Source organism: Kinneretia sp. DJ1R-11 (assembly GCF_025717595.1).
In the GTDB taxonomy this organism is placed as follows: Bacteria; Pseudomonadota; Gammaproteobacteria; order Burkholderiales; family Burkholderiaceae_C; genus Paucibacter_A.
Genome location: NZ_JAJIRR010000001.1, coordinates 66,297 through 87,858, shown reverse-complemented (window position 1 = coordinate 87,858; position 21,562 = coordinate 66,297). Strand labels below are relative to the sequence as shown.

The following is a 21,562-nucleotide window of genomic DNA, read 5'->3' as shown; positions in this document are numbered from 1 at the left end:
CATGCCCCTCATGCCCCACGCTCGCGGCTGCGGCGCGCGGTGATGAAGTAGAGCAAAGGCCCGAAGGAGCCCACCACCAGCGAGAAGATCGCCCAGGGCCAGAAGGGCCGCCCCTGGGCTTGCGCGTCGCGGCACATGAAGACCAAGAGCAAGACCATGACGATGATCAGATCGGCCATCACCTGCCATCCCTCGGGTATGCGCAGCAGTACTTGCACCAACTCCAAGACCCCGCCTGCATGCAGCACGGCATAAGCGCTCAAGGCGCTGAAGAGCAGCAGCACGACGATCAACACGGTCTTGTTCATGGCTTGTTTCCTTCCCTACTCGCTGTCAAAAATCGAATGAAGAAGGGCAGTGTCCGAGCCGCGCGCTAGCGTCGCAATTACCTCGCAGGTCATTGAGAAGAGAAGAAAAGAGGCGGCCGGGCTGTGGTGGAATCCGCTCATGCTCGCCGCCAGCCCCTCACTTCGCGAAACCCTGCAAAGCGCCCGCAAGGCGCGCCGCATCAGTCAACTGGAGCTGGCCTTGCGCCTGGGGGTGAGCCAGCGCCATGTGAGCTTTGTCGAGAGCGGGCGGGCCCAGGCCAGCCGTGAGCTGCTGCTGGCTTGGTTGCAGGAGCTGCAAGCGCCGCTGGCCCTGCGCAACACCGCCTTGCAACAAGCCGGCTTTGCCGCCGCCTGCAGCGGCCATGAGTTGGGCGCGGCGGTACTGGCGCCGGTGTGCGAGGCCCTGACGCTGATGCTGGCGGCCCATGACCCGCTGCCCGCCATGGTGATGGACGCCGGCTGGAACATCTTGCAAATGAACCAAGGCGCCCGCTGGATGGCGCTGACGCTGATGCCCTCGCTGGCCGAGCAGCAACCGGGCCAGAGCCTCAATATGCTGGACCTGCTGCTGCACCCCGAAGGCATGAGCCGCCACATCAGCAATCTGGACGAAGTGGCCCCCGCCCTGCTGGCCCATCTGCGCGACGACGCCTCGGTCGTGCCCGAGTTGCAAGCCCGTGTGGAGCAGTTGGCGGCGCAGTTTCAAGCGCGCCTGGGCGGCCAAACGCTGGCGCCCTGGACGCGCCAACTGGCCCCGGTCCTGACCACCCGCTTCGCCACCGTCCACGGCGAGCTGGCTTTTTTCAGCATGTTCTCCACCTTCGGCACGCCGCAAGACATCACGCTGGCCTCGCTGCGGGTGGAGCATGTCTTCCCGGCCGACGCCAAGACGCGCGCGGTGCTGGAAGCCGCGGCTTGATGAGCAAATTTAATGCTTGACCATCAAGCCCCTGCCCGCGGTGATGGGGAACTCAGTCTTGAGGAGGGGAAAAGTGCGGCCTTGCGGTGCAGGGGCGTGTGCTTGCTACTTGACGGGGGCAGCTAATGGGTGACCCTCATGCCCCTGCAGATTTAAGGCTTGACCCTTATGCCCCTAAATCGAGAGAACTTTGGCCGTCGTTGAAAATCGCTTCATTGAACCCGTCACACAACAAGATAACTTCAGGCAGGCCAGGCGCCTTTCCTGCGTGCTTGAGTTTCTTTGCGTACTTCGCGGCCAGCCTTTCATCTTCACAGATGAAATGGGAAATGCCCTGATTCTTGCACTGCGCAATAAGCTTCAAGTCGTCCTTCAACCGAATTCGGTTGTCACCGTCGTCTCTTGAGGCTAGTGCAAGTTTCCCCAGTTCCCCGCATTCAATCGCGTCATCAATGTTGAATGGAGCGATTAGAAAAGAACTCAGGGGTAGATCGATGACAGATTGCCCGACTTGAAATTCCGAAGCAACGATGACGGATAGGAACATTGTCCAGCCTCGCCGTTTGAACTCCCTGTAATAGATTTCTGCGACCGCGTGGTTAGGGCGGGTAGAGTCGCTAAAGGTAATCAGGAAACTGGTATCTAGAAGGACGCCGTTCAATCGCTTTCTCCACCCCTGAGCGTGTCCACCCAATCGGAGGCGTTAGGAACGTCCTTCCATGCGATGGCCGCGCGAGTCCTGAGCGTTGTTAGGTCTTCTTCCGCTTCAGGCCGATAGTCCACAAACTCAATCAGGCGCGCATGCTTCAACTCGCCAGTGAGTAGATTCATCTTCGCCTTTATGCGAAGCGTGACGAATTGAAAAACGAGGTTTTCTTTTTCCTTGCGCACAGTATCTCTGTCCGTGGCAACGTAAAGGGTTTGACCGTCTGGAAGCCGCAGATGTGCGTTCGGCTTAGTAGAGCCGCCTAGGTCTTGCAACTCACCCCGAACATACCGCTCAACTTCCAGCCAGACCTTGCTATCGTCTGCTACGAAGTCGGTGTCCGCTGATATGCGGATAGGCCGAGAGAGGGCGGGGGACTCGATTCTTACTGCAATTTCCTTGCTATTCTTTGAACGACGCTGCCACCGGTCTACGATGCTCCAACGCTTTGGGTCTATTGCTTTCAGAGTGAACCCTGCCGCCATTTCCCGAAGTACGTTGAAAATCTCGTATTCAGTCGGAATGGCCGGTGCGTAAATGCCGTAGGAGCCCTTGATGACAGCGACATCAAGTTGCGCGGTATCGATTTCTTTTGACTCGCCGCGCAGAAACTCTTGAACTTCGGAGGTGAAAGAGGCGAGCACACTCAGGCGCACCCTATCGGGCGTTGCCTCATAGCCTGCGGACGTATCCTCCAGGGCGATGGTGATCGACTGCGCTTCCATTTCCTATGCTCACCTTCGCACCAAATGGTGCTCGTAATGAGTGTACGCCGACAAGACGGCGACGATGCCGGACCCGGTGTGAGCACACTGGCCTGAAGGTCAAGCGGCCTGAGCGGAGTGGATTTAGTGGCGTGAGTGTCAGGGGATTGAGGGAACAGAGCCTTGCCTCCAAGCTGCCGATGCGCCCTCAATGATCAAAATGCAACCTCAACACCGCCTGCCCTGTCCCCAGGCTGCCGCTGCTGAGTTTGTCGGCCAGGTGGCGGATCAGGACGCCGGAGACGCGGGCCATGGCGGCGTCGAGCTGGCGTTCAATGTCCTCATCGCTGTTCATCAGCGCATCCAGATCCAGCGGCACGGCGGCTGCGCCCGCTGAGCCATCGCTCGGCTCGGCCGCAGCGCCCAGCCGCAGCGGCTTGCCCTCATGCAGCAACTCCAGGTCGAAGTTGAATTCATCAAAGCTGCCGCGTATCACCAGCAGGCGGCCGCCGCCCGCGGCTTGAATCGCTTCGCTGGCTTCCAGCGCGGCCAGAGCGGCGCGGCGGACGATGTCCATGCGGGCGCCCCAGGCGGCGCCTTGGCGCTCGACAAAAGCGGTGAGCTGGTGGTTGATGGGGCCGAGACCGGCGTCCAGCTCGCAGCTGGCGCGCAAGCGGGTGCCGAGGCGGAACAGCAGGTTCAGGCCCATCACGCAGACGCCGGTGACCACAAAGCCATCGCCGGCCAGCATGGCCACGCCTTCGGGCAGGCCCTGGCTCAGGCCTGGCATCAGCATGGTGGCGAGGCCGGCGCATAGCGATAAACCGACCATGAAGATGCCGCGGCTGTCGAGCGCGCGGGTGGCAATCATCTCGATGCCGGAGACGATCAAGTACGCGGCGGCGTAGAGCGAGATGGCGCCCAGCACGGCTTGCGGGATGAGTGTGAGCGCCATGGTCAGCAGCGGGCTCAGGGCCACCAGCAGCAGCAGTGCCGCGCAGGCCAGGCCGATGTAGCGGCTGCTGGAGCCGGTGGCGTGCACCAGGGCGATATTGGCCGAGCTGGGCGCGGTGGGGAAGCTGCCGAACAGGCCGCTCAAGAAATCACTGGCCCCGTTGGCGCGGATGCCGCGGCCCACCATCTGCATATCGGCGCGGCGCCAGTCGGCGTTGTCGGTCTTGTCCATCACGATCAGGCAGCCGATGTTGTCCAGCTGGTTGAGCGTGGCGATCAGCACGATGGCAAAAATGATCTCGGGGCCGAGATTGAAGCTGGGCGCGATCGGCTGCGGCAGGGCCAGCCAGGGCGCGCTGTGCAGCCACTCCAGGCCCAGCAGGCGGTCGCTGAGCGCGGCGATCAGCAGGCCCATCAGCAAGCCGGCCAACACCCCAAGCAGCTTGAAGCGCCGCCCGCCCCAGACCGAGAGCACGACGATGCTGGCCAAGGTGGCGCCCGAGATCAGGGCGCTGATGCCGTCGATCTGCAGGGCTTGCAAGCCGGTGGCCGCGCCGGCTGAGGCTTCATGGATGCCCAAGGCATTGCGCATGGCCGGCTCCACCAGCCCCAAGCCCCCCATGCACACCACCGTGCCCACCACGGTGGGCGGGAACAGGGCGCGCAGATGGCGCATCAGCGGCCCCACGCAGAGCGTGACGCCGGCGGCGATCAGGCTCACCTGCACCAAAGAGCCCAGGCCGTAGCTGGCGATGGCCGCGCCGGCCACGGTGATCATCATCGGGTCGGGCTGAAACACCAGCAGGGTGCCGCTGCCCCAGCGCCCGCCCCAGGCTTGCAAGGCCGTGCCCATGGCCATGCCCAGCAGGGTCATGGCGACGATGGAGTGGGTTTGCGGCAGGCTTAAACCCGCGATCTTGGCGGCGGCCAGCACATGGGCGATCAGGGCCAGCACCGTGGCCGCATGCTGCAAAGCCAGCAGGCCCAGGGCGCCGCGGGGCGGGCATTCATCGGCCGCGTAGATCAGCTCGAAGGGCCGGCGCACCGGCTTGGACGGGGGCAGCCAGCGGCTCAGAGCGTGGTGGATCAAGGTGTGGGACTCTCAGGTCTTGGTGGAGGGCTCGGTGGCCATGGCCGTGAGGGGGCTGTCCAGCAGCAGCACATAGCGCCGCGCCAGCCAGACACAGCGCTCGAACACCGTGGTGGCGCTGAACACGGCCTGGCGCAGGCCGGCTTCCAGATCGCTGCCTTGCAGGCGGCGGCGGATGCCGTCCATCAGCTCCGAGCGGTCGTGGGTGAGGCTGCGCAGCAGCTCCAGGTCTTCGGCGTCGGGCTGGGCGCGGGCGGCGGTTTCGGCCAGGGCCTCCAGCATCAGGTGCAGGCTTTGCACCAGCTGGTCCAGCAGCTGGGCCACGGTGGCGCGGCCGGCTTTGTCATCATCCTCATCCCCGCTGCTGGCCACCTGGGCGGCCTGGTGCAGCTCCACCAGCGATTCCTGCAGCGAGGCGAGCAGGCGGTTGCGGTCGCGCAGCACCATGCTGCGCTCCAGCACATCACGGCTGCGCTGGCGGTCGGCCAGCTCCACCAGGAACTGCTCGCAGAGCTGCAGCACCTGGCTCTCGGCGGCCTGGCGCTGGTCCGCCGAGGTCAGGGCCGCGGGTGCGTCTTGACGCAAGGCGTCGAGGTAGGCGGGCAGGCAGGCGAGCAGGCGCTGCTGCTCCTTGTCGGCCAGCAGCAGGGCGGTTTCGGCTTCGTCCAGGGCCTCGTCGTGCACAAAGTGCGGCTTGCTCAGGTTCTCTTGCAGCGAGGGCGCGGCCCAGGCTTCCAGCCAGCGCAGCGAGGGCGCTTCCAGCGCGCGGCTGGCCAGATCGCTGAGCAGCTGCACCACCATGTAGAAAGCCGCCAGCCGCGCCGGCAGGCCCATCTGGAATTGGTCCAGCAGGCGGCCGAAGGGGTCGTCCAGCAGCCAGCGGTTGCAGGCGTAAAACGCCAGCGTCAGCAGCAGGCCCTGCAGGCGCAGCAGCACCTGGAACAGCACCAGCTGGCGGGCGCTGCCCTGCAGGCGGCCGGCCAGACTCCAGGCCGAGGCAGCCGAGCCCAGGCCGGCGCCCATCACCAGCATGGCGCCGCCGTTCCAGCCGATCAGGCCGCCGGCCGCCAGGCTCATGGTGATGACGACCACGGTGGTGGACGATTGCGCGGCCCAGGCCACGGCCGCGCCGATGGCGAAGCTGGGCAGCAGCCAGACGCCCAGCTCGCTGATGTGCAGGCGCAGCCAGGGTTCGGTGCGCAGCAGGGCGGCGCCGCTCTTGATGAAATCGGTGCCCAGAAACAGCAGGCCCAGGCCCAGCAGGGCGCCCACGGCATGGCGCCAGCGGGTCGATTGGTCAATCTGCCGGTAGTAGGCGATGCCGGTCAGCCCGACCAGGCACAGGGCCAGGGCGTGCAGGTCGATGGCGGCCACCAGGGCCAGCAGCGAGGTGCCGAGGTTGGCCCAGCGGATGATGGGGAAGGCGCGCTTGCGGTCCATGGCGCCGGCGGTGACCAGGGCCACCAGCACATGGATGACGGCGTTGACGCTTTGCATCACCGCGCCGGCCAGCAGGCCGAACAGGGCCAGCGAGCCCGGGCCGGTGACGGCGCGCGCGATCAGCTGGCGCAGGCGGCGGCCGATCACCTGGCGCAGATTGCTGCTGATCAGGCGAACGCCGATGAAGAACAGGCCCAGCCCGGCGAACAGGCTGATGAAGATGCTCATGGACGGGGGTACTCCGGGCCGAGCGCCGGGCCGCTCCCAAGCCGGCCCGTCGGGCGATGTGCTCGCGGCTCAATGCCGCGAGCATCGCCGTCCCCTCGGGGGACCGACCGGGCTGGCCCGCGTTCAGCGGGGCAAGACAGGGCGAGGGGCATGTCAAGCGCTGAGGTGTCGAAGACCCTCAGCGCGATCCGCGACGCTGTCGATGATCTTCAGGAAGCCGCTGATTTCGAATACTTCGCGCACATGCTGGGGCAGGCCGCAAAGCAAAAGGCGGCCCTGCGCCTGCTTGGCGCGCTTGGCCGCCATCAGCACCACGCGCAGGCCGGCGCTGGAGATGTAGTCCACGGTGGCGAAGTCCAGCAGGGCGCGGGCGCCGGGCGTGGCGAACAGATCTTGCACGGCCAGCTCGAAGGCGCCGGCGGTGGCACTGTCGATGCGGCCCTTGAGTTGGACCAGGCGGGCGCCTTGCTCATCGCTGCTGTGGTGTTCGAAGCTCATGGGGTGTCTTTCTTCAGGTCGAATTTTGGGTGGCGCTGAGAGGCGGCGTTAGCGCTTGAGGGTCTTCAAGAGCACGATCAAGTTGCCGCTGCCGTCGTAAAAGGCGCGCACCTCGTCCATCATGGTTTTGACCATGTGCACGCCCAGGCCGCCCACTTCGCGCGCTTCGACGCTGGCGTCGAGGCTGGGGGCGGGGGCTTGGACGAAGGGGTCGAAGGGCGGGGCGTCGTCCTTGAGGATGATTTCCAGCCATTCGTCCGAGCGCGAGAGCCGCACATGGATGGGGCGGTCGGGCGCGCCGTGCAAACCGTGCTGGATGGTGTTGGTGATCAGCTCTTCCAGGCAGAGGTTGACGGCAAAGGCCAGGTCAGGGCGTTCGGCCAGGGCTTCGTCCACGGCCTCGGCCAGGGCGGCGATCTCCTCGACGCGGCTGTCCAGGCGGTACTCCAGCAGCAGGGTCTTGTTCTTCAATTCCAGGGGGGCATGGCTCACGGTCAGAGCTCCTTGGGCTTGTGGGCTGGCGGGCGTATCGGTGGTGGAGGGAGCAGGCGGAGCGGCGGCAGCCTCGACCTGCGGCTTGCGGCAGAGCAGCAGGGCGGTCAGGTCGTCGCTGGGCTCGGCGCTGCCGACGAAGGCGGCCACATCGCGCACCAGGCTGGCCAGCTTGGCGGCGGCTTGCGGCTCGCGGCTGCTGCGCAGCCAGGCAATCAGGCGGTCATCGCCGTAGGCCTGTTCGGCGGCGTCGAAGGCTTCGGTGATGCCGTCGGTGTAGAGCAAGAGGGTGTCGCCGTACGCCAGGCGGGCATGCTGGCGGCTGTAGCTCATGCCGGGCAGCACGCCGAGGGCGACTTCGCAGGGCGAGCTCAGCGTCAGCACCTCGCCCAGGGCGGTGCGCAGCAGGGGGGCGGGGTGGCCGGCGCTGGCGTAGGCCAGGCTGCCGTCGCGCGGGTCGTAGATGCAGTAGCAAGCGGTGACGAACAGCTCCATCGGGTTGCGCCCGCTGAGCACCTCGTTGGCGCGGGCCAGCACCTCCTCGGGGCCGAGGTCAGCCTGCGCCAGGTCTTGCAAGACGGTGCGCGAGACGGCCATGAAGAAGGCCGCGCCCACGCCCTTGCCCGCCACATCGGCGACCAGAAAGCCCCAGCGGCCCTCGGGCAGGGCGAAGCAGTCGTAAAAGTCACCGCCCAGCTCGCGCGCCGGGTTCATGCAGGCCTGCATGGAAAAGTCAGCCGTGTCGGGGAAATGCTGAGGCAGGATGGCCTGCTGCATGTCGCGGGCCGACTCCAGCTCCTCTTGCACACGCAGGGCGGCCAGGTGCAGCTGGTCGTTCTTGTCGGCCAGCTCCAGGGTGCGCTGCTGCACCAGGCGCTCCAGCTCGCGCTGGCGCGATTCGTTCTGTTCGCGGATCACATCGAGCAGGCGCCCGACCTCGGAGGCCACGGTGTTGAAATTGCCCGCCACCAGGACCAGCTCGTCCTGCGTGTCGATGCGGATGCGGGTGTCCAGGCGGCCGGCGCAGAAGTCTTGCGTGCCCTGTGAGAGCCGGCGCAGCGAGCGCAGGGTGGAGACATAAATGCCGGCGAAGAGGTAAGCGATTGCCGCCATCGCGCCCACCAGCAGGGCGCCCACCTGCCACTGGCTGCGGCGCAGCTGGGTCAGGCGCTCCTGCAGCAGGGCATCGGCCTGCACGGTGCTGGCCACCAGCAGGGCCTGGGCCTGGGCGAGGTTGGCGCTGGCGATGGGGCGCAGCTCGGACAGGGCTTGCGGCGTGTCCAGCACCTTGTCGACGGCGTCTTGCTGGCGCTCGATGCGGGCCAGCAGCTCATCGAGCTGAGCCTGCAGGCCGGCGCGGTCACCCGGGGCCAGCAGCTGCTGCATGCCGGCGCGCAGGGCCGGTGTGGCCTCGCTGAGCACCACTTGGGCGGCCACCGCGTAGCTGGCCATGCTGTCGCTGGACAGGGCCAGCGCGTCCTGCTGCTTGGCCAGGGTTTCCATCAGCAGGGGCAGGCGATGGCTGAGCATCTCGAAGGCCGCGTCCAGTGTCGGGTCGACGTTGAGGCGGTGGGCGCGGGCGCTCTCGCGCATCAGGGCCAGCAAGGCGTTGATGGTGCCGGTGTGGGCGGCGAAGCGGCGCTGGGCGTCGTCGTCCTGCGCGGCCAGGTCTTGCAGCTGCTGCCACTGCTGCTGCAAGCGCTGGGCCAGGGCGGGCAGGGCGCTGGGCAGGGCGCTGTTCGGCAAGGGCGGCGCGGCCGCCCAGTCCAACAGGGCTTTCAGCTCGGCGCTGGCGGCCTGCTTGTCGGCGCGTTCGGCTTTGAGCTCACCGCGTTGGCGCACCAGGGTGTTGAGCACAGCCGCCTGTTGGGCCAGGGCGGCCAGGCCGCGGCGCTCCAGCTCGGCGCTCTGCGCGTCTTGCCCGGCCTTGCGCAGCAGCGGCCAGCTCAGCAAGGCCAGGGCCAGCAGCATGACGGCGCCGACCAGCAGGAACTTGCGCGAAAAACTCAGCCGCCCCGACAGCCAGCTGGCCGGCGCCAGCAGGCGCAGCCAGCGAGCCTGCTCCAGGCCGGGGTCGGTGGCGGCGGCTTTCATCGCCATCAGTCAACGCTGGTCGTTAGCAAGACTTTGACGCCGGCGCCGCTGGGCTTGCGCGAGACGTAGCCGATGGCGCCCGGCGTGCTTTGCACCAGGCGGGCCACGTCCTCGTCGCTGTCCACCTGGCGCGGCGGCAGGCCCATGCCGGTGAAGCTCTGGCGCGCCCAGTAGGCGCGCAGCTGGCCGGGGCTGCGGCCGGTCACCTGGTCGTAGAAGCTGCGGCGCAGGCTGGTGCCTTCGCGCAGATCGATGGGCTGGATGGGCTGGCCGTCGGGCCAGTTCTGCTGCTGGCGCAGAAAGATCTGGGTGACGCGCTCGGGGCTGATCTTGTCCAGGGCCACATCCTTGTGGGCAATGACGATCAACTCGGTGGCCGCCAGGGCGGCTTGGGGCGCGGTGACCCAGAACAGGGCCAGCAGGGCCGTCATCGGCAAGGCAACGCGTGGCAGCAGGGAGGAGAGCAGATTCAATTTCATGGCGGGGCCCTCCTCAGAACACCAGGTCCAGCGTGACGCTGAACAGCTGGAGCCTGTTGTTGAAGGGCAGGGCGGGCACGGCCAGGGGGCCGGGTGTGCCGGGGCTGGGCGTGCGCATCAGGTCGAGCTGGGTCTTGAGCGCCATGTTCTCGCGCCAGTCCCAGCGCAGGCCCAGGCTGAGCGAGCGGCTGCTGATGTTGGCGAACTGCTGGGCCGTGTTGAAGCCTTGCTGCAACTGCTGCAAGCCCCCGTCGAGCTGCGGGTTGAGGCCGGTGGGCGCCAGGGCGCTGGTGTCGAGCACGGCGCTGGAGCGCTTCATCTGGGCCACGGCGAGGTAGGGCGTGAAGTCACCGAAGCTGCGCGCCAAGGTCAGGCTGTAGCCGCGGCCGCGACCGACCAGGTCGTTGTGGGGGTTCATCCAGGTCAGCTCGGCCAGCACTCGCCAACGCTGCCAGTTGCCGTCCAGGCCGATGCTGGTGTAGTCGGGCCGGTTGTCGAAGGGGTTGCGCAGGGCCGCCAGGCCTTGCGATTTGGCCTGCAGCGCAGCCAGCATGGGCGCCGGCAGCAGGGGGTTCTGAGCCAGTTGCTGCAGCGCGCTGTTGACTTGATCCAGGCCGCTGTTGAGTTGATCGACCTGGGCGGAGCGCAGCACATAGCGGTCAATCCGGGTGTGCGAGACGCGCAGGGTCAGGTCTTGCAGATTGGCGCTGAGGCTGAAGCCCAGCAGGCCGCGCAGGCTGGCATCGGCCGAGATGGCGGGTGCGAAGTTGTTGAAACGGTGGGTGTAGTCGTAGCGGCCGCCAAAGACCTGCGCCAGCAGGCTGGCATCTCCGAGGTTGAGGCGCCAGTGCAGATCGGCGCCGTCCAGGCTGGCCACGCTGTTGGTCAGGGCGTAGATGGCCGGTGCCGGGCGCACGGTCAGATTGGCATAGCCGATCTCGGCGATGCTGGAGTCGAAAAACAGCGGGCTGCGCAGGCGGCCCAGGTTCAGGCTCAGGCCCTGGCCCAGCTGCTGGCGCAGGGCGGCGATGCGCAGGCGCGGCTTCATGTCCTCGCCGGCCCGGGCCACGCCTTGCACTTGCAACGTGGTGCCTTGGGCGGGCTGCCATTCCAGCTGCAGACCCAGGGCCGTGTCCATATTCGGCGACCAGCCTTTTTGCACCGGCCGCAGCTGCGAGAAAGAGGTGGTGACGCCGGCCGTGGCGTTGTCGTTGTGGGCCAGGCCCAGGGTGGCAAAGCCGGAGAAGCGCAGGGCGCTGCCCTGGCTCTCGCTGCCCTCGCCTGCCGCGTGCGCGCTGGCGCCGGCCAGCAGGCCCGCCAAGCCCATGCCGCCGGCCAGCGCCCAGGCGGCGGCTGCGCGCCCGGCTCGTCGTTCTCGTCTTGTCCGCATCAAAGCATCCCCTCGCTGTGGCCCGCGTCATGGCTGGCGGGTCTGAAACTGAGCGGGAGCTTGGCGGGTCAGCGTTGAATTTGCGTTGAATCGAATGTCGGCAAGGCCTGGCGCTGGCTGGCCGTGCGCTGCAAGAGCAGCTCCGCCCCCATGGCCTGGCCGGCGTGCTGGGCCTGTTCCAGCGCCTGCTCGACCTCGGCGCGCGGCTCGCCCAAGGCTTCCAGCGCCTGGGCGCGCATGCGCCAGAGCTCGGGCAGCAGGTAAAACTCCTGGCGCTCGCGCGCCTTGGGCAGGCAGGCGTCCGCTTGCGCCAAGGCCTCCTCGGCCTGGCCCAGGTTCAGCAAGGCTTCGATCAAAAAGGACAGAAACGTGGCCTCGGTGCTGGGCATGGCCACGGCCGAGGCGCTGGCCGCCTGGCGGATGGGCAGCAGGCCGGCCGGGTCGCCGCCGGCCGCCTGGCTCCAGCCCAGCACCAGGGCGCCCACGGCCTGCCACAGGGCCAGGCCATGGCGCTGGGCCAGGGCCAGCAGCTCCAGGCTCAGCGGCAGGGCGGCCTCGGGCCGACGCAGATGGCGCAGCAGCACCGCGTTCATGGCCAGTGCAAAGCCCAGGGTATGGGCATGGCCGAGCTCGCGCGCTTGCTGCAGGCCCAGCTGGCTGTGCGCCAGGGCCTCGTCCACCCGGCCCTGCAAGGCCAGGGGCCAGCCCAGCATGGCGCGCGCAGCAATGCCACCATGCTCGCCGAAGCGCTGGGTCAGCTGGGTGCGCTGGCGGGCAGGCAGGCGTTCGCCCGCCGCAGCGGCCTCGGCCAGGGCCTCGCAAGAGGCCTGCAGCTGGCCCAGGAAGAACAGATTGTTGCCCAGGGCATAACGGGCTTGCACAGCGGCCGCAGCATCGACGGTGTCGGCGGCCACAGTCAGCAGCTCCTGCGCCAGGGCCAGCACGGGGCGCTCGTCCGGGCCGCTGCGGCTGCCCAGCCACAGGCCCCAGAGTGCCTGGAAGCGCTGGCCCGGGCCGCTGGCAGCACCGGGCTCGCCGCAGGCCTCCAGCGCGTCGCGGTAGCACTGGCGCGCGGCCGGCGAGCCATAGCCCTCCAGGGCCAGCAGGCCATGGCCCAGGCCCAGCAACAAGGGCAGGCGCAGGCGTTGCCGCAAGGCCGGCGCGGCCTCGGGCAGCTGCAGGGCGGCCAGGCCTTGCTCGAAGCCGTGGCGCGCTTCCTGGTGGGCCGATTGGGCGGCGGCGCGCTCGGCCGCCTGCAGCCAGTAGTGCGCGGCCACGGGGTCGCCGGCCGCGTGCAGATGCTGGGCCAGGGCCTCTGGCGCATCGGCGGCCAGGCTGGCGAAGGGGCCCATCAAGGCCTGGGCGGCGCGGCGGTGCAGGGCGCGGCGTTCGCCCGCGCTGAGGGTCTCCAGCGCCGCGTCGCGGATCAGGGCATGGCGGAACTGCCAGTGCTCGGGCCCATGGGCTTGCAGCAGGTCGAGCCGCTCCAGCTGGGCCAGCTGCTGGGCCAGCGGGCCGGCCGGCAGCTGCAGCAGCGCTTGCAGCAAGGCGGGCGAGCAGCTGCTGCCCAACAAGGCCGCGCCCTGGGCCAGGCGCTTGGCCTCGGGCGGCAAGCGGTCCAGGCTGGCGGCCAGCAGGTCCCAGAGCGTGGCGGGCACCTTGTCCTCAGGCCGCAGGCGCAGCGAGCGCGCCAGCTCCTCGGCAAACAGGGGCACGCCACCGGCGCGCTGCAGCACTTGCAGGCGTTGGGCGGCGGGCGGCGGGGCACCGTCGAGCTGGTCGATCAGCTGGCCCATGTCTTCGGCGGGCAAAGGCCGCAGCGTCAGGCTGAGGTCCAGGCTGCCGAGCAGATCCGCAGGTGGCGCCTCGCGTGAGCTGAGCAGCAGCAGGCCCGGGGCGCGCTGCGCGGCCGGGCGCTGAAGATGGAGTTGCAGCAGCTCCAGCGTTGACGGGTCGGCCCAATGCAGGTCTTCCAAGACGAGCAGCTGCGGCCGGCCCTGGGCCAGGCCTTCGAACAGCTCGCAGAGCAGGGTCTGCAGCTCGCGTTTGTGCAAAGGCTCGCTCGTGGGAGCGCTGGCTTGTGCCTGCAGCAGCAGGGGGCGCAGCAGGCTGCGAGCGGCAGCCTGCGCGGCCGAGGCGATGCCGGCCTGTTGCAGCAGCGCGCCGAGCGCCTGTTCGGCTTGCGCTTCGTCGCCTTCCAGAGCTGCGCCCAGGCGTCGGCGCAGGGTGGCGCGCACCGGCTGCAGCGGGGTGTGGCGGTACTCGGGGCGGCAGTGCAGCTGCGAGATCGGCGGGGCGGGCTGGCCTTGCTCGCTGCTCAGCTGCTGGCGCAGAGCCAGCAGCAGCCGGGTCTTGCCCAGGCCGGGCTCGCCTTGCACCCAGACCGTGCGGGCGGCCTGCTGGGCGCGCGCCCATTCCTGCTGCAGCTGGGCCAGCTCGGCGCTGCGGCCGACCATGGGCTTGAGCGTGTCCAGGCGGCTGGCGGCCTGCAGCACAGCGCGGGCGCCCAGCAGCTCGGCGCTGCCGCCTGCGGTGTCGGGCGTGGTGAAGCGGTGATGGCGCTCGCTTTGCTGTTGCAGCTCGGCGCTGACGCGGATGCGCCCGGCCTCGGCCTGCAGGGCCAACTTGCGTGCCTGACGCGAGAGCGCGCCCACGCTGTCGGGCGAGGCCTGCTCGGGGTCGGCATGGACCCAGCCCACATGCAGGCCCAGGCGCAGGGCCCAAGGCTCGCGTCCAGTGTCGTGCTCGCCGGCCAGCTCCAGCGCGGCGTCCAGGGCCAGGCGCGGCGCTTGCTCCTGCGCACGCGGGTGGCCGAAGAAGGCCAAGAGCTCACCGCCTTCGGCCCGCTGCACATGGGCGCCGCGCGCCTGCAGCGAGCGCCGGGCGGCTTGCATCCGGGCCTGCAGGGCGGCGGCCAGGGCCTCGGCCTCGCGATCGGCCTCGTCGGCCGGCGCTTCCCATTCGCAGGCCAGGGCCACCACGCGGCGGCGTTCGGCTCGGGTGGCCGGGGCTTCGGGCGCGTGGCTTGCGGGCTGACGCAGGCCTTCGGCCAGGGCCTGGGTGGCGGCTTGCGGCTGCAGCTGCAGCTCGGCCTGCAGCTGGCCGCGGAACTGCTCGAACAAGGCCAGGGCCTCGCCAGCGGCTGTGGGCGCCAGCATGCGCATGCAGCGGCGCAAGGCCGGCTCGCACCAGGGGTCTTGGGCCAGGGCGCGGCGGGCGCAGGCCAGGGCCGCCTCGGGCTCGCCGGCGTCTTCATGCAGCTGGCCCAGCGTCTCCAGCAGCTGCTGGGCCTGTCGCTGCAAGGCCTCGCGGCGCGGCTCCAGCCAGGCTTCAAAGCCGGGTGCCTCGGGCAGCTGCAGGCCGTCCAGCAGGGGGCCGCGGTAGAGGCTCAGGGCTTGCTGCAAGGCCTGGCGGCGCGCCTCGGGCTGGGGCGTGGCGGCGTCCAGCTGGGCCAGGGCGAAGTCGCGGCAGTCCAGCTGCCAGGCCAGATCGGCGCGCAGCTGCAGCTGCTTTTTGTTGTCGCTCTGCAGCGGCTCCAGCGCCGGCTGTTCGGGCCAGAGCTGGGCCAGCACCCGGCGCAGGTCGAACAGGGCGCGGCGCAGATTGGCGCGCGCCTGATCCAGGGTGGAGTCGGGCCAGAGGGTGTCGGCCAGCAGCTCGCGCGCCAAAGGCCCAGTCTGCAGCACCAGCATGGCCAGCAAGGCGCGCACCTTGTCGTAGGGCAGGGGCAAGACCTGACCCTGGGCCCCGCGCAATTCGAAACCGCCCAGCAGACGAAGCCGGGGCAGCGAGGGGTTGGCAGAGGCAGGGTGCGCGCGGGACGCAGCGGCAGCAGGGGCGGAAAGCTCGGGGAACTGGGGCGGCATGGTGCAAAAAAGATCAGGCGGCAGTATGCCCGCCTGATGTGACAGCCGTCCCGGGGCGGGGGCTTGGGCGCTCAGGTGCTCGGCGATTCACCGCGCCGCAGGATGCGGCCTGCCGCCCGCGCTCGCCAGAGCAACCAGGCACTCAGCCCCAGGCAGAGCAGCAGGCTGGGCACAGCGCCCTCGGCCCCGAAGGCGCCGCCGCTGAGCCAGCTCGGGCCGTCGACCTCGGCCTGGAACCAGGCCTTGGGCTCAAAGCCCGACATGGGCAGGCCGAACAGGCCGGCCTGGGCAAAGTTCCAGCCGAAATGCAGGCCGGTGCAGAGCCAGATCCGGCGCGTCAGCATATAGGCGGCGGCGAACATCAGGCCCAGTTGCAGGGCCAGGGCCAGCGAGGTGTAGAGGCTGGCATGGGGGTTGAACTGGTGCAGCAGGCCGAAGATCAAGGAAGAGACGGCCAGCGCCGCCCAGGAACCCCAGGCCTGCTCCAGCAGGCGGAACAGCAGGCCGCGCAGCAGCAGCTCTTCGGCGATGGCCACCACCAACATGGCCGGCAGCACCGAGCTCAGTGCCACCCAACCCTGTGCGGCATTGAGGCCCAGCAGACGGTAATGGCCGCTTGCGGCCAGCACGCCGACAAAGGCGGCGATCAGCAGCGTGGCCAGGCCAGTGCCGGTGGCGAACTCGCGGCCGGCACCAAGCAGGCCCAGCTCCAGTGCCGGGCGCCGTTCGGCCCAGCGCACATAGCCGAGGTAGACGCAAAGCATCCAGGCGCCGCGCAGGAGATTGCCGACGACGCGCCAGTCGGGGTCGGCAGGCAGGGCGAGCTGAATCAGCTTGGCGCCGAGGGCAAAAGGGGCGCCGATCAGGACGAGGGCGAGCAGCAGGCGGAGCAGGGGATGGCGGGGCAGGGACATGGGGCGAAGGCGAGCGGGTGAACGGGTGAACGGGTGAGGCGCGAGGCTGGATTCGGGAGGCTAGGGCTTGGGGCTACGATGCGCAATTCACATGGATGCATAGCTGGCGATGCAAAAACGTATGGATTCGAGCGAGCCGGCTCCGGCGGCGCGGCTGGACGCTCAGCAGTTCGACTGGGCCTTGCTGCGTGGCTTTCTGGCGATCTATCGGGCCGGCAGCGTGGCGGCGGCAGCGCGCAGCCAGCAGCTGCAGCAGCCGACGCTGAGCCGGCAGCTGATCGAGCTGGAAGCGCAGCTGGGCACGCGCTTGTTCGAGCGCAGCCGGCGCGGCTTGCACCCCACCGCGGCGGCCGAGCAGATCCTGGAACATGCCCTGCAGATGGAAGAGGCGGCCAGCCGCCTGAGCCTGCGCCTGAGCGCGCGGCGCGAGCAGCTCAGCGGCACGGTGCGCCTGCACACCACCCAGCTGCTGGCCGGCCTCTTGGTGCCCGAGGTCTTGCCAGGCTTGCTGGCGGCGCGGCCAGGCCTGCAGATCGAGCTGATCTGTGGCGACGCACCGCCCGACCTGCTGGCGCGCGAGGCCGACATCGGCCTCTGGGTGGCGGAGCCGCCGCGGCCGCTGGACCTGGTCTGCCGCCGCTTGGGTGAGTTCCAGATCCAGGCCTGCGCCAGCCCGGCCTACCTGGCCCGCCATGGCGAACCGCAAGACCTGGCCGAGCTGCTGGCGCAGCAGCACCGCCTGGTCGGCCCGGACAAGCTGCCCGAAATGCGGCGCTGGTTCGAGCAAGTGGCGCCCGAGCTGAACCGCGCCCACTTCGTGCTGCGCACCGATGACAAGGCGGCCTTGCTGCAGGCCCTGAAAGCAGGGGTGGGCATCGGCTTTGCGGCCAGCTATCTGGTCGGACCGGGCACGGGGCTGCAGCGCATCTTGCCGGCCCTGCCGTTGCCGCAGCTGCCGCTCTGGCTGGTCACGCACCGCGAGATCGTCAGCAACCCGCTGATCCGCAGCTGCTTTGATGGCCTGGCCGAAGACTTGAGCCGGAGGTTGTGAGCGCCGGCCTGTAGCGGAGGCTGGGGCAGAATCGCCGCTTCCATCTCCCTTGGAAGTCTTGAACATGGCCTCAGTCTTGATCGTCGGTGCCTCGCGCGGCATTGGTTTGGAATGGGTGCGCCAGGCGCGCGCGGCGGGTGACCGGGTGGTGGCCACGGCACGCGATGAAGAAGGGCTGCAGCGCCTGCGCGAGCTGGGCGCGGTGGCGCTGAAGCTGGATGTCATGAACACCGCCAGCGCCTCGGGCCTGGCCTGGCAAATCGACGGCTATGCCTTCGACCAGATCGCCCTGGTGGCGGGGGTTTTCGGCAGCCGCACCACAGGCTTGCAAACGCCGACCGAGGCGGAGTTCAACACCGTCATGCAGACCAATGTGCTGGGCCCCATGCGGGTGCTGCCGCAGCTGGTGGATGCGCTGGCACCGGGCGCGCGCCTGGCCATCATCTCTTCGCGCCTGGGATCGATCAGCCTGCGCAATGGCAGCCATGGTTGGCTGTACCGCGCCTCCAAGGCGGCGGTCAATTCGGTGCTCAAGGATGCGTCTTTGGTCCTGCAAGACAAGGCCTGCTGCATCAGCTTCCACCCCGGCTGGGTGCGCACCGATATGGGCGGCGCCGATGGCGACATCGATGTGCAGACCAGCGTGGCCGGTATGCGTACGGTGATGGCCGGCTTGAGCGCGGCCGACAACGGCAGCTTCATCAATTACGACGGGGAGCGATTGAGTTGGTGAGGTGGGGCGCATGGCAATGACGACGAAGGCCAGGACGGTGCTGCGGCGCCTGGCCTGGGGTGTGGGTGGCCTGTGCCTGGGCCTGATCCTGCTGGTCCTGGCCTGGCTGGCCGGCAACAACCGTTGGGTGGACGCCGAGGCGCAGCCGCGCCCGGCCGCGCTGCAGCCGCGGCCTGTTGCCTTGGCGCCCGAGGCCAATGTGTTCTTTGACCTGACCGGCTTGTTCGCCGGGCCCCAGGCCCAGCCCTCGCGCGTGGGTCAGGCCCTGTGGGGCACGCCGATGCCGGAGCAGGCCACGGTGACCGACTCCCATCTCATGCCCCAGCCGCGCGATGCCGGCTGGAGTTGCAGCTGGGAGCTGAACGATTGCCTGAGCCTGTGGCAGCAAGACAAGGAGGGCTTGCGCCTGCGCTTGGCCGAGCAGGCCCTGCTGTTGGAGCGCTGCGCGGCCCTGGCCGATGGCTTGTCGGCCGGGCGCCTGGGCCTGATGGAATTGCTGCAGCAGCGGCGCGAAGACGTGCGCCAGGCGGGCGATCAGTACCTGAACCTGCCCTCGGCACCGCATCTGCAGGGCGCGCGCGTCTGTGCCCGTGGCTTCCAGCTGCAAGCCGCCTGGGCGCAGTCCGAGGGCCAGGCTGAGGCGCTGCTGCAGGCGCTGGGCCGGGCCCAGGCTTTGTCCCTGGCCATGCTGCAAGGCAGCCAGAGCCTGATCTCCAACGTCCTGGCCTGGAACCAGGAGCGCCAGCGCCTGCGCCTGCTGGCCGGCTTGCTGGCGCTGGAGCCCGGCTTCGCCCCGGCCTTGAGCGCGCAGCTGAAGCCCCTGCCCGAGCGCGCGCGCGACGCTGGCGCCTGGATGCCGGCCGAGTCCTTCTTCGGCGCCCAAACCATGCAGGAGATGGCCCAGCTCTGCGGCCGCAGCGAAGGCGGCCAGTTGCTGGAGCAGGCCGGTCTGATCGACCGCGGGCTCTGCCACTTCGGCTTCATGCCCCAGCGCACCGAGCAGGCCAACGACGCCTGGTGGTTGCAGCAGCATGAGGCCGCAAAGGCCGGGCCCGAGGCCCTGCTGAGCCATATGCAGGCGCAGCAGGCGCGCGAGTTCTCGATGTGGCATCTGCCTTGGCGCAACACGATCGGCGCCATCCTGCTCGTCGTGGCCCACCCGGCCTTTGCCGACTATCCGGCCAAGCAGGCCGATCTGATGCTGGATCACCGAGTGGCCCAGCTGGCTTGGGCCATGGCCACGCAGAAACTGCCCCCGTCTGAGCGCGCCGCCTGGCTGGCTCGCCAGGACCTGACGCCCAGCCAGCGCGAGCGCATCACGCTCAGCGAGGACGGCCTGAGCCTGCGTGTGCTGCCCTGGGCCAAGCCGGTGACGCCCAGCCCCGGCGGACTCAGCCGCAGCTGGCCGCTGCCGCCCCTCTGACGAAGCGTGGCATCGCGGCGCGCGATGCCGCCCGGGCCGCCCCCCGAGTCAGGGGGGATTCGGCGTTTGGAGTCTCTGGATGCGGTGCCGACCGGAGAAGCCCGATGGCATCGGGTCTGTGCGGCCTCGGGCCGGCAGGCCAGGGGCCAAGTGCCAACTTTGCACACCCGTGCTTGCGGGGGTGAGGGCGGGCCCCTGCTCTTGAATAATCCGCTCCGCCCAACGATCTGCGGTCGCGGTTTGGCAGGGGGCGATCTGGACCGGAGTTGAGGGACGGATCGACGAGGTGATTCATGGATTGAGAGAACGATGGATTCATTCATTCATTGCTCGGACGGACAAGACAAATGACGCAAACAAAAAATCTGATTTCCAAAGTGGGCTTCGGCGCGGTGGCCCTGGCTCTGGCAGCAAGCGCTCAGGCCGGTGTGGTCCTGGGTTGGAGCTTTGATAACGCGGCGCCAGGCCAGGTCGGCGGCATCGCCGCATCGACGGCCGCAGCGGGCGTGAGCAACGCCAACTTCAACACGGCCAACGCGGGCGTGTGGGACTGGGGCGCACCCTATGGAAATGTCTTGGGGACGCAGTTTTTCAACAGCAGCAGCAACACGCCCTCGCTGAGCTTCACGCTGGCGAACGCGCTGAATGACCTGACCCTGTCCTTCACCCACTACCACAACCACAACTACAGCAGCACCGGGCCCAGCTACAAGTACGCGGTGCAGATCAACAGCGGCAGCGGCTGGACCGATCTGGCTGCCGGCTTGACGGCCTCCTACGACACCACCGGTGCGACCGAGCACATCACGCTGAGCAGCGGCCTGGCCGCAGGCAGCTACTCCATGCGCTGGATCGGCTACGGCTTTGGCGCCGGCGGCCGCGACACCAACACCGACTTCTTTGCCCTGAACGATGTGACCTTGAGCCAGCGCAACCAGGTGCCCGAGCCTGCCTCGCTGGCCCTGGTGGGCCTGGCCCTGGCCGGCATGACGCTGGCCCGCCGCCGCAAGCAGGCCTGAGCGGTGTGGGCCCCGCCCGGCGCCGGGCGGGGGCAGACTGGCACAATCGCGGCGACGAAACTCGCCGTAACCGACCCATGCTGCTCAGTGAAGACCACCGCGCCATCCAGGACGCGATCCGCTCCTACGTCCAAGACCAGATCGCGCCCAAGGCGGCCGAGTGGGACAAGAGCCACCACTTTCCCGCGGCGGAGCTGAAGGGCCTGGCCGAGCTGGGCTGCTACGGCGTGGCCGTGCCCACCGAGTACGACGGCGCCGGCCTGGACTACCTGGCCCTGGCCATCATCCTGGAAGAGATCGGCGCCGGTGACGGCGCGACTTCGACCGTGGTCAGTGTCAACAACTGCCCGGTCTGCTCCATCCTGATGGCCTTTGGCAACGAGGACCAGAAGCAGCGCTTCCTCAAGCCCCTGGCGCGCGGCGACATGCTGGGTGCCTTCTGCCTGACCGAGCCGCATGTGGGTTCGGAGGCCGGCGGCCTGCGCACCACGGCCGTGCGTGTCAATGATGGCAAGGGCGACGACTACGTGCTCAACGGCGTCAAGCAGTTCATCACCAGCGGCAAGAACGGCGATGTGGCCATCGTCATGGCCGTCACCGACAAGGCCGCGGGCAAAAAGGGAATCAGCGCCTTCCTGGTGCCCACCAACACCCCGGGCTACCTGGTGGCGCGCATCGAAGACAAGATGGGCCAGCACGCCAGCGACACGGCGCAGATCAATTTCGAGAACTGCCGCGTGCCGGCGGCCAACCGCCTGGGCGAAGAAGGCCAGGGCTTGAAGATCGCACTCTCAGGCCTGGAAGGCGGCCGCATCGGCATCGCCAGCCAGAGCGTGGGCATGGCGCGCGCGGCCTTCGAGGCGGCGCTGAAGTACAGCAAGGATCGCGAGAGCTTCGGCCAGCCGATCTTTCAGCACCAGGCCATCCAGTTCAAGCTGGCCGATATGGCCACCCAGATCGAGGCCGCGCGCCAGCTGATCTGGCATGCCGCCAGCCTCAAGGACGCCGGCCAGCCCTGCCTGAAGGAAGCGGCCATGGCCAAGCTCTTCGCCAGCGAGATGGCCGAGAAGGTCTGCTCCGCGGCCATCCAGGTCCATGGCGGATACGGTTATGTCAGCGACTTCCCGGTCGAACGCATCTACCGCGATGTGCGCGTGTGCCAGATCTACGAAGGCACCTCGGAAGTGCAGAAGATCCTGATCGGCCGCGCCCTGGCCTGATGGCTGATGCCGC

17 protein-coding genes are annotated in these 21,562 nt (G+C 68.6%); 6 read left to right on the top strand and 11 right to left on the bottom strand.

Translation table 11 applies throughout. The features are described from left to right. Positions 1–8 precede the first annotated feature (8 nt). Entirely contained in the window at positions 9–308 is a 300-nt protein-coding gene (locus LNV23_RS00370; RefSeq protein WP_263561117.1) for a DUF2834 domain-containing protein, read from the bottom strand. Between the two features lie 139 nt (positions 309–447). Between LNV23_RS00370 and LNV23_RS00365 the strand changes: the two genes are divergently transcribed. Continuing rightward, positions 448–1,248, top strand: coding sequence for a helix-turn-helix domain-containing protein (locus LNV23_RS00365; protein WP_263561116.1), 801 nt, complete (start codon positions 448–450; stop codon positions 1,246–1,248). 166 nt (positions 1,249–1,414) lie between these two features. On the opposite strand, the gene LNV23_RS00360 is transcribed toward LNV23_RS00365, so the two are convergent. The 10 genes from LNV23_RS00360 to LNV23_RS00315 all read right to left on the bottom strand — a co-directional run bounded on the left by LNV23_RS00360 (position 1,415) and on the right by LNV23_RS00315 (position 16,103). Further along, a complete protein-coding gene (locus LNV23_RS00360) occupies positions 1,415–1,909 on the bottom strand; it encodes a type II toxin-antitoxin system VapC family toxin (protein ID WP_263561115.1) in 495 nt (164 codons plus the stop codon). Further along, complete coding sequence (locus tag LNV23_RS00355; RefSeq protein ID WP_263561114.1) at positions 1,906–2,679, bottom strand: hypothetical protein; 774 nt, start codon at positions 2,677–2,679, stop codon at positions 1,906–1,908. Before LNV23_RS00355 ends, LNV23_RS00360 begins: the two co-directional genes overlap by 4 nt. A gap of 187 nt (positions 2,680–2,866) precedes the next feature. After that, on the bottom strand, positions 2,867–4,702 hold the full coding sequence (locus tag LNV23_RS00350; RefSeq protein WP_263561113.1) for a uracil-xanthine permease family protein: 1,836 nt from the start codon (positions 4,700–4,702) through the stop codon (positions 2,867–2,869). Positions 4,703–4,714: 12 nt separating this feature from the next. Further along, positions 4,715–6,370, bottom strand: a complete 1,656-nt coding sequence (locus LNV23_RS00345) for a Na/Pi symporter (RefSeq protein ID WP_263561112.1) — start codon at positions 6,368–6,370, stop codon at positions 4,715–4,717. Between the two features lie 153 nt (positions 6,371–6,523). Further along, entirely contained in the window at positions 6,524–6,868 is a 345-nt protein-coding gene (locus LNV23_RS00340; RefSeq protein ID WP_263561111.1) for an STAS domain-containing protein, read from the bottom strand. Positions 6,869–6,916: 48 nt separating this feature from the next. After that, positions 6,917–9,454: an ATP-binding SpoIIE family protein phosphatase gene (locus LNV23_RS00335; protein WP_263561110.1), complete on the bottom strand. Its 2,538-nt coding sequence runs from the start codon at positions 9,452–9,454 to the stop codon at positions 6,917–6,919. Between the two features lie 5 nt (positions 9,455–9,459). After that, entirely contained in the window at positions 9,460–9,933 is a 474-nt protein-coding gene (locus tag LNV23_RS00330; protein WP_263561109.1) for a type 2 periplasmic-binding domain-containing protein, read from the bottom strand. Between the two features lie 13 nt (positions 9,934–9,946). Next, positions 9,947–11,323, bottom strand: a complete 1,377-nt coding sequence (locus LNV23_RS00325) for a hypothetical protein (protein WP_263561108.1) — start codon at positions 11,321–11,323, stop codon at positions 9,947–9,949. 68 nt (positions 11,324–11,391) lie between these two features. Continuing rightward, complete coding sequence (locus tag LNV23_RS00320) at positions 11,392–15,189, bottom strand: ATP-binding protein (protein ID WP_263561107.1); 3,798 nt, start codon at positions 15,187–15,189, stop codon at positions 11,392–11,394. A 71-nt stretch (positions 15,190–15,260) separates the two neighbouring features. Further along, positions 15,261–16,103: a CPBP family intramembrane glutamic endopeptidase gene (locus LNV23_RS00315; RefSeq protein WP_263561106.1), complete on the bottom strand. Its 843-nt coding sequence runs from the start codon at positions 16,101–16,103 to the stop codon at positions 15,261–15,263. 121 nt (positions 16,104–16,224) lie between these two features. On the opposite strand from LNV23_RS00315, the gene LNV23_RS00310 reads away from it, so the two are divergent. The 5 genes from LNV23_RS00310 (at position 16,225) to LNV23_RS00290 (ending at position 21,549) form a co-directional block, all read left to right on the top strand. Next, positions 16,225–17,154, top strand: coding sequence for a LysR family transcriptional regulator (locus LNV23_RS00310; RefSeq protein ID WP_263561105.1), 930 nt, complete (start codon positions 16,225–16,227; stop codon positions 17,152–17,154). Between the two features lie 64 nt (positions 17,155–17,218). Next, the gene (locus LNV23_RS00305) at positions 17,219–17,887 is read left to right on the top strand and encodes an SDR family oxidoreductase (RefSeq protein WP_263561104.1); all 669 of its coding nucleotides are present in this window, start codon (positions 17,219–17,221) and stop codon (positions 17,885–17,887) included. Between the two features lie 10 nt (positions 17,888–17,897). After that, the gene (locus LNV23_RS00300; RefSeq protein ID WP_263561103.1) at positions 17,898–19,310 is read left to right on the top strand and encodes a hypothetical protein; all 1,413 of its coding nucleotides are present in this window, start codon (positions 17,898–17,900) and stop codon (positions 19,308–19,310) included. Between the two features lie 347 nt (positions 19,311–19,657). Next, positions 19,658–20,329 (top strand): PEP-CTERM sorting domain-containing protein, encoded by a 672-nt coding sequence (locus LNV23_RS00295; RefSeq protein WP_263561102.1) that lies wholly within the window; start codon positions 19,658–19,660, stop codon positions 20,327–20,329. Positions 20,330–20,406: 77 nt separating this feature from the next. Next, entirely contained in the window at positions 20,407–21,549 is a 1,143-nt protein-coding gene (locus tag LNV23_RS00290) for an acyl-CoA dehydrogenase family protein (RefSeq protein ID WP_263561101.1), read from the top strand. Positions 21,550–21,562 lie beyond the last annotated feature (13 nt).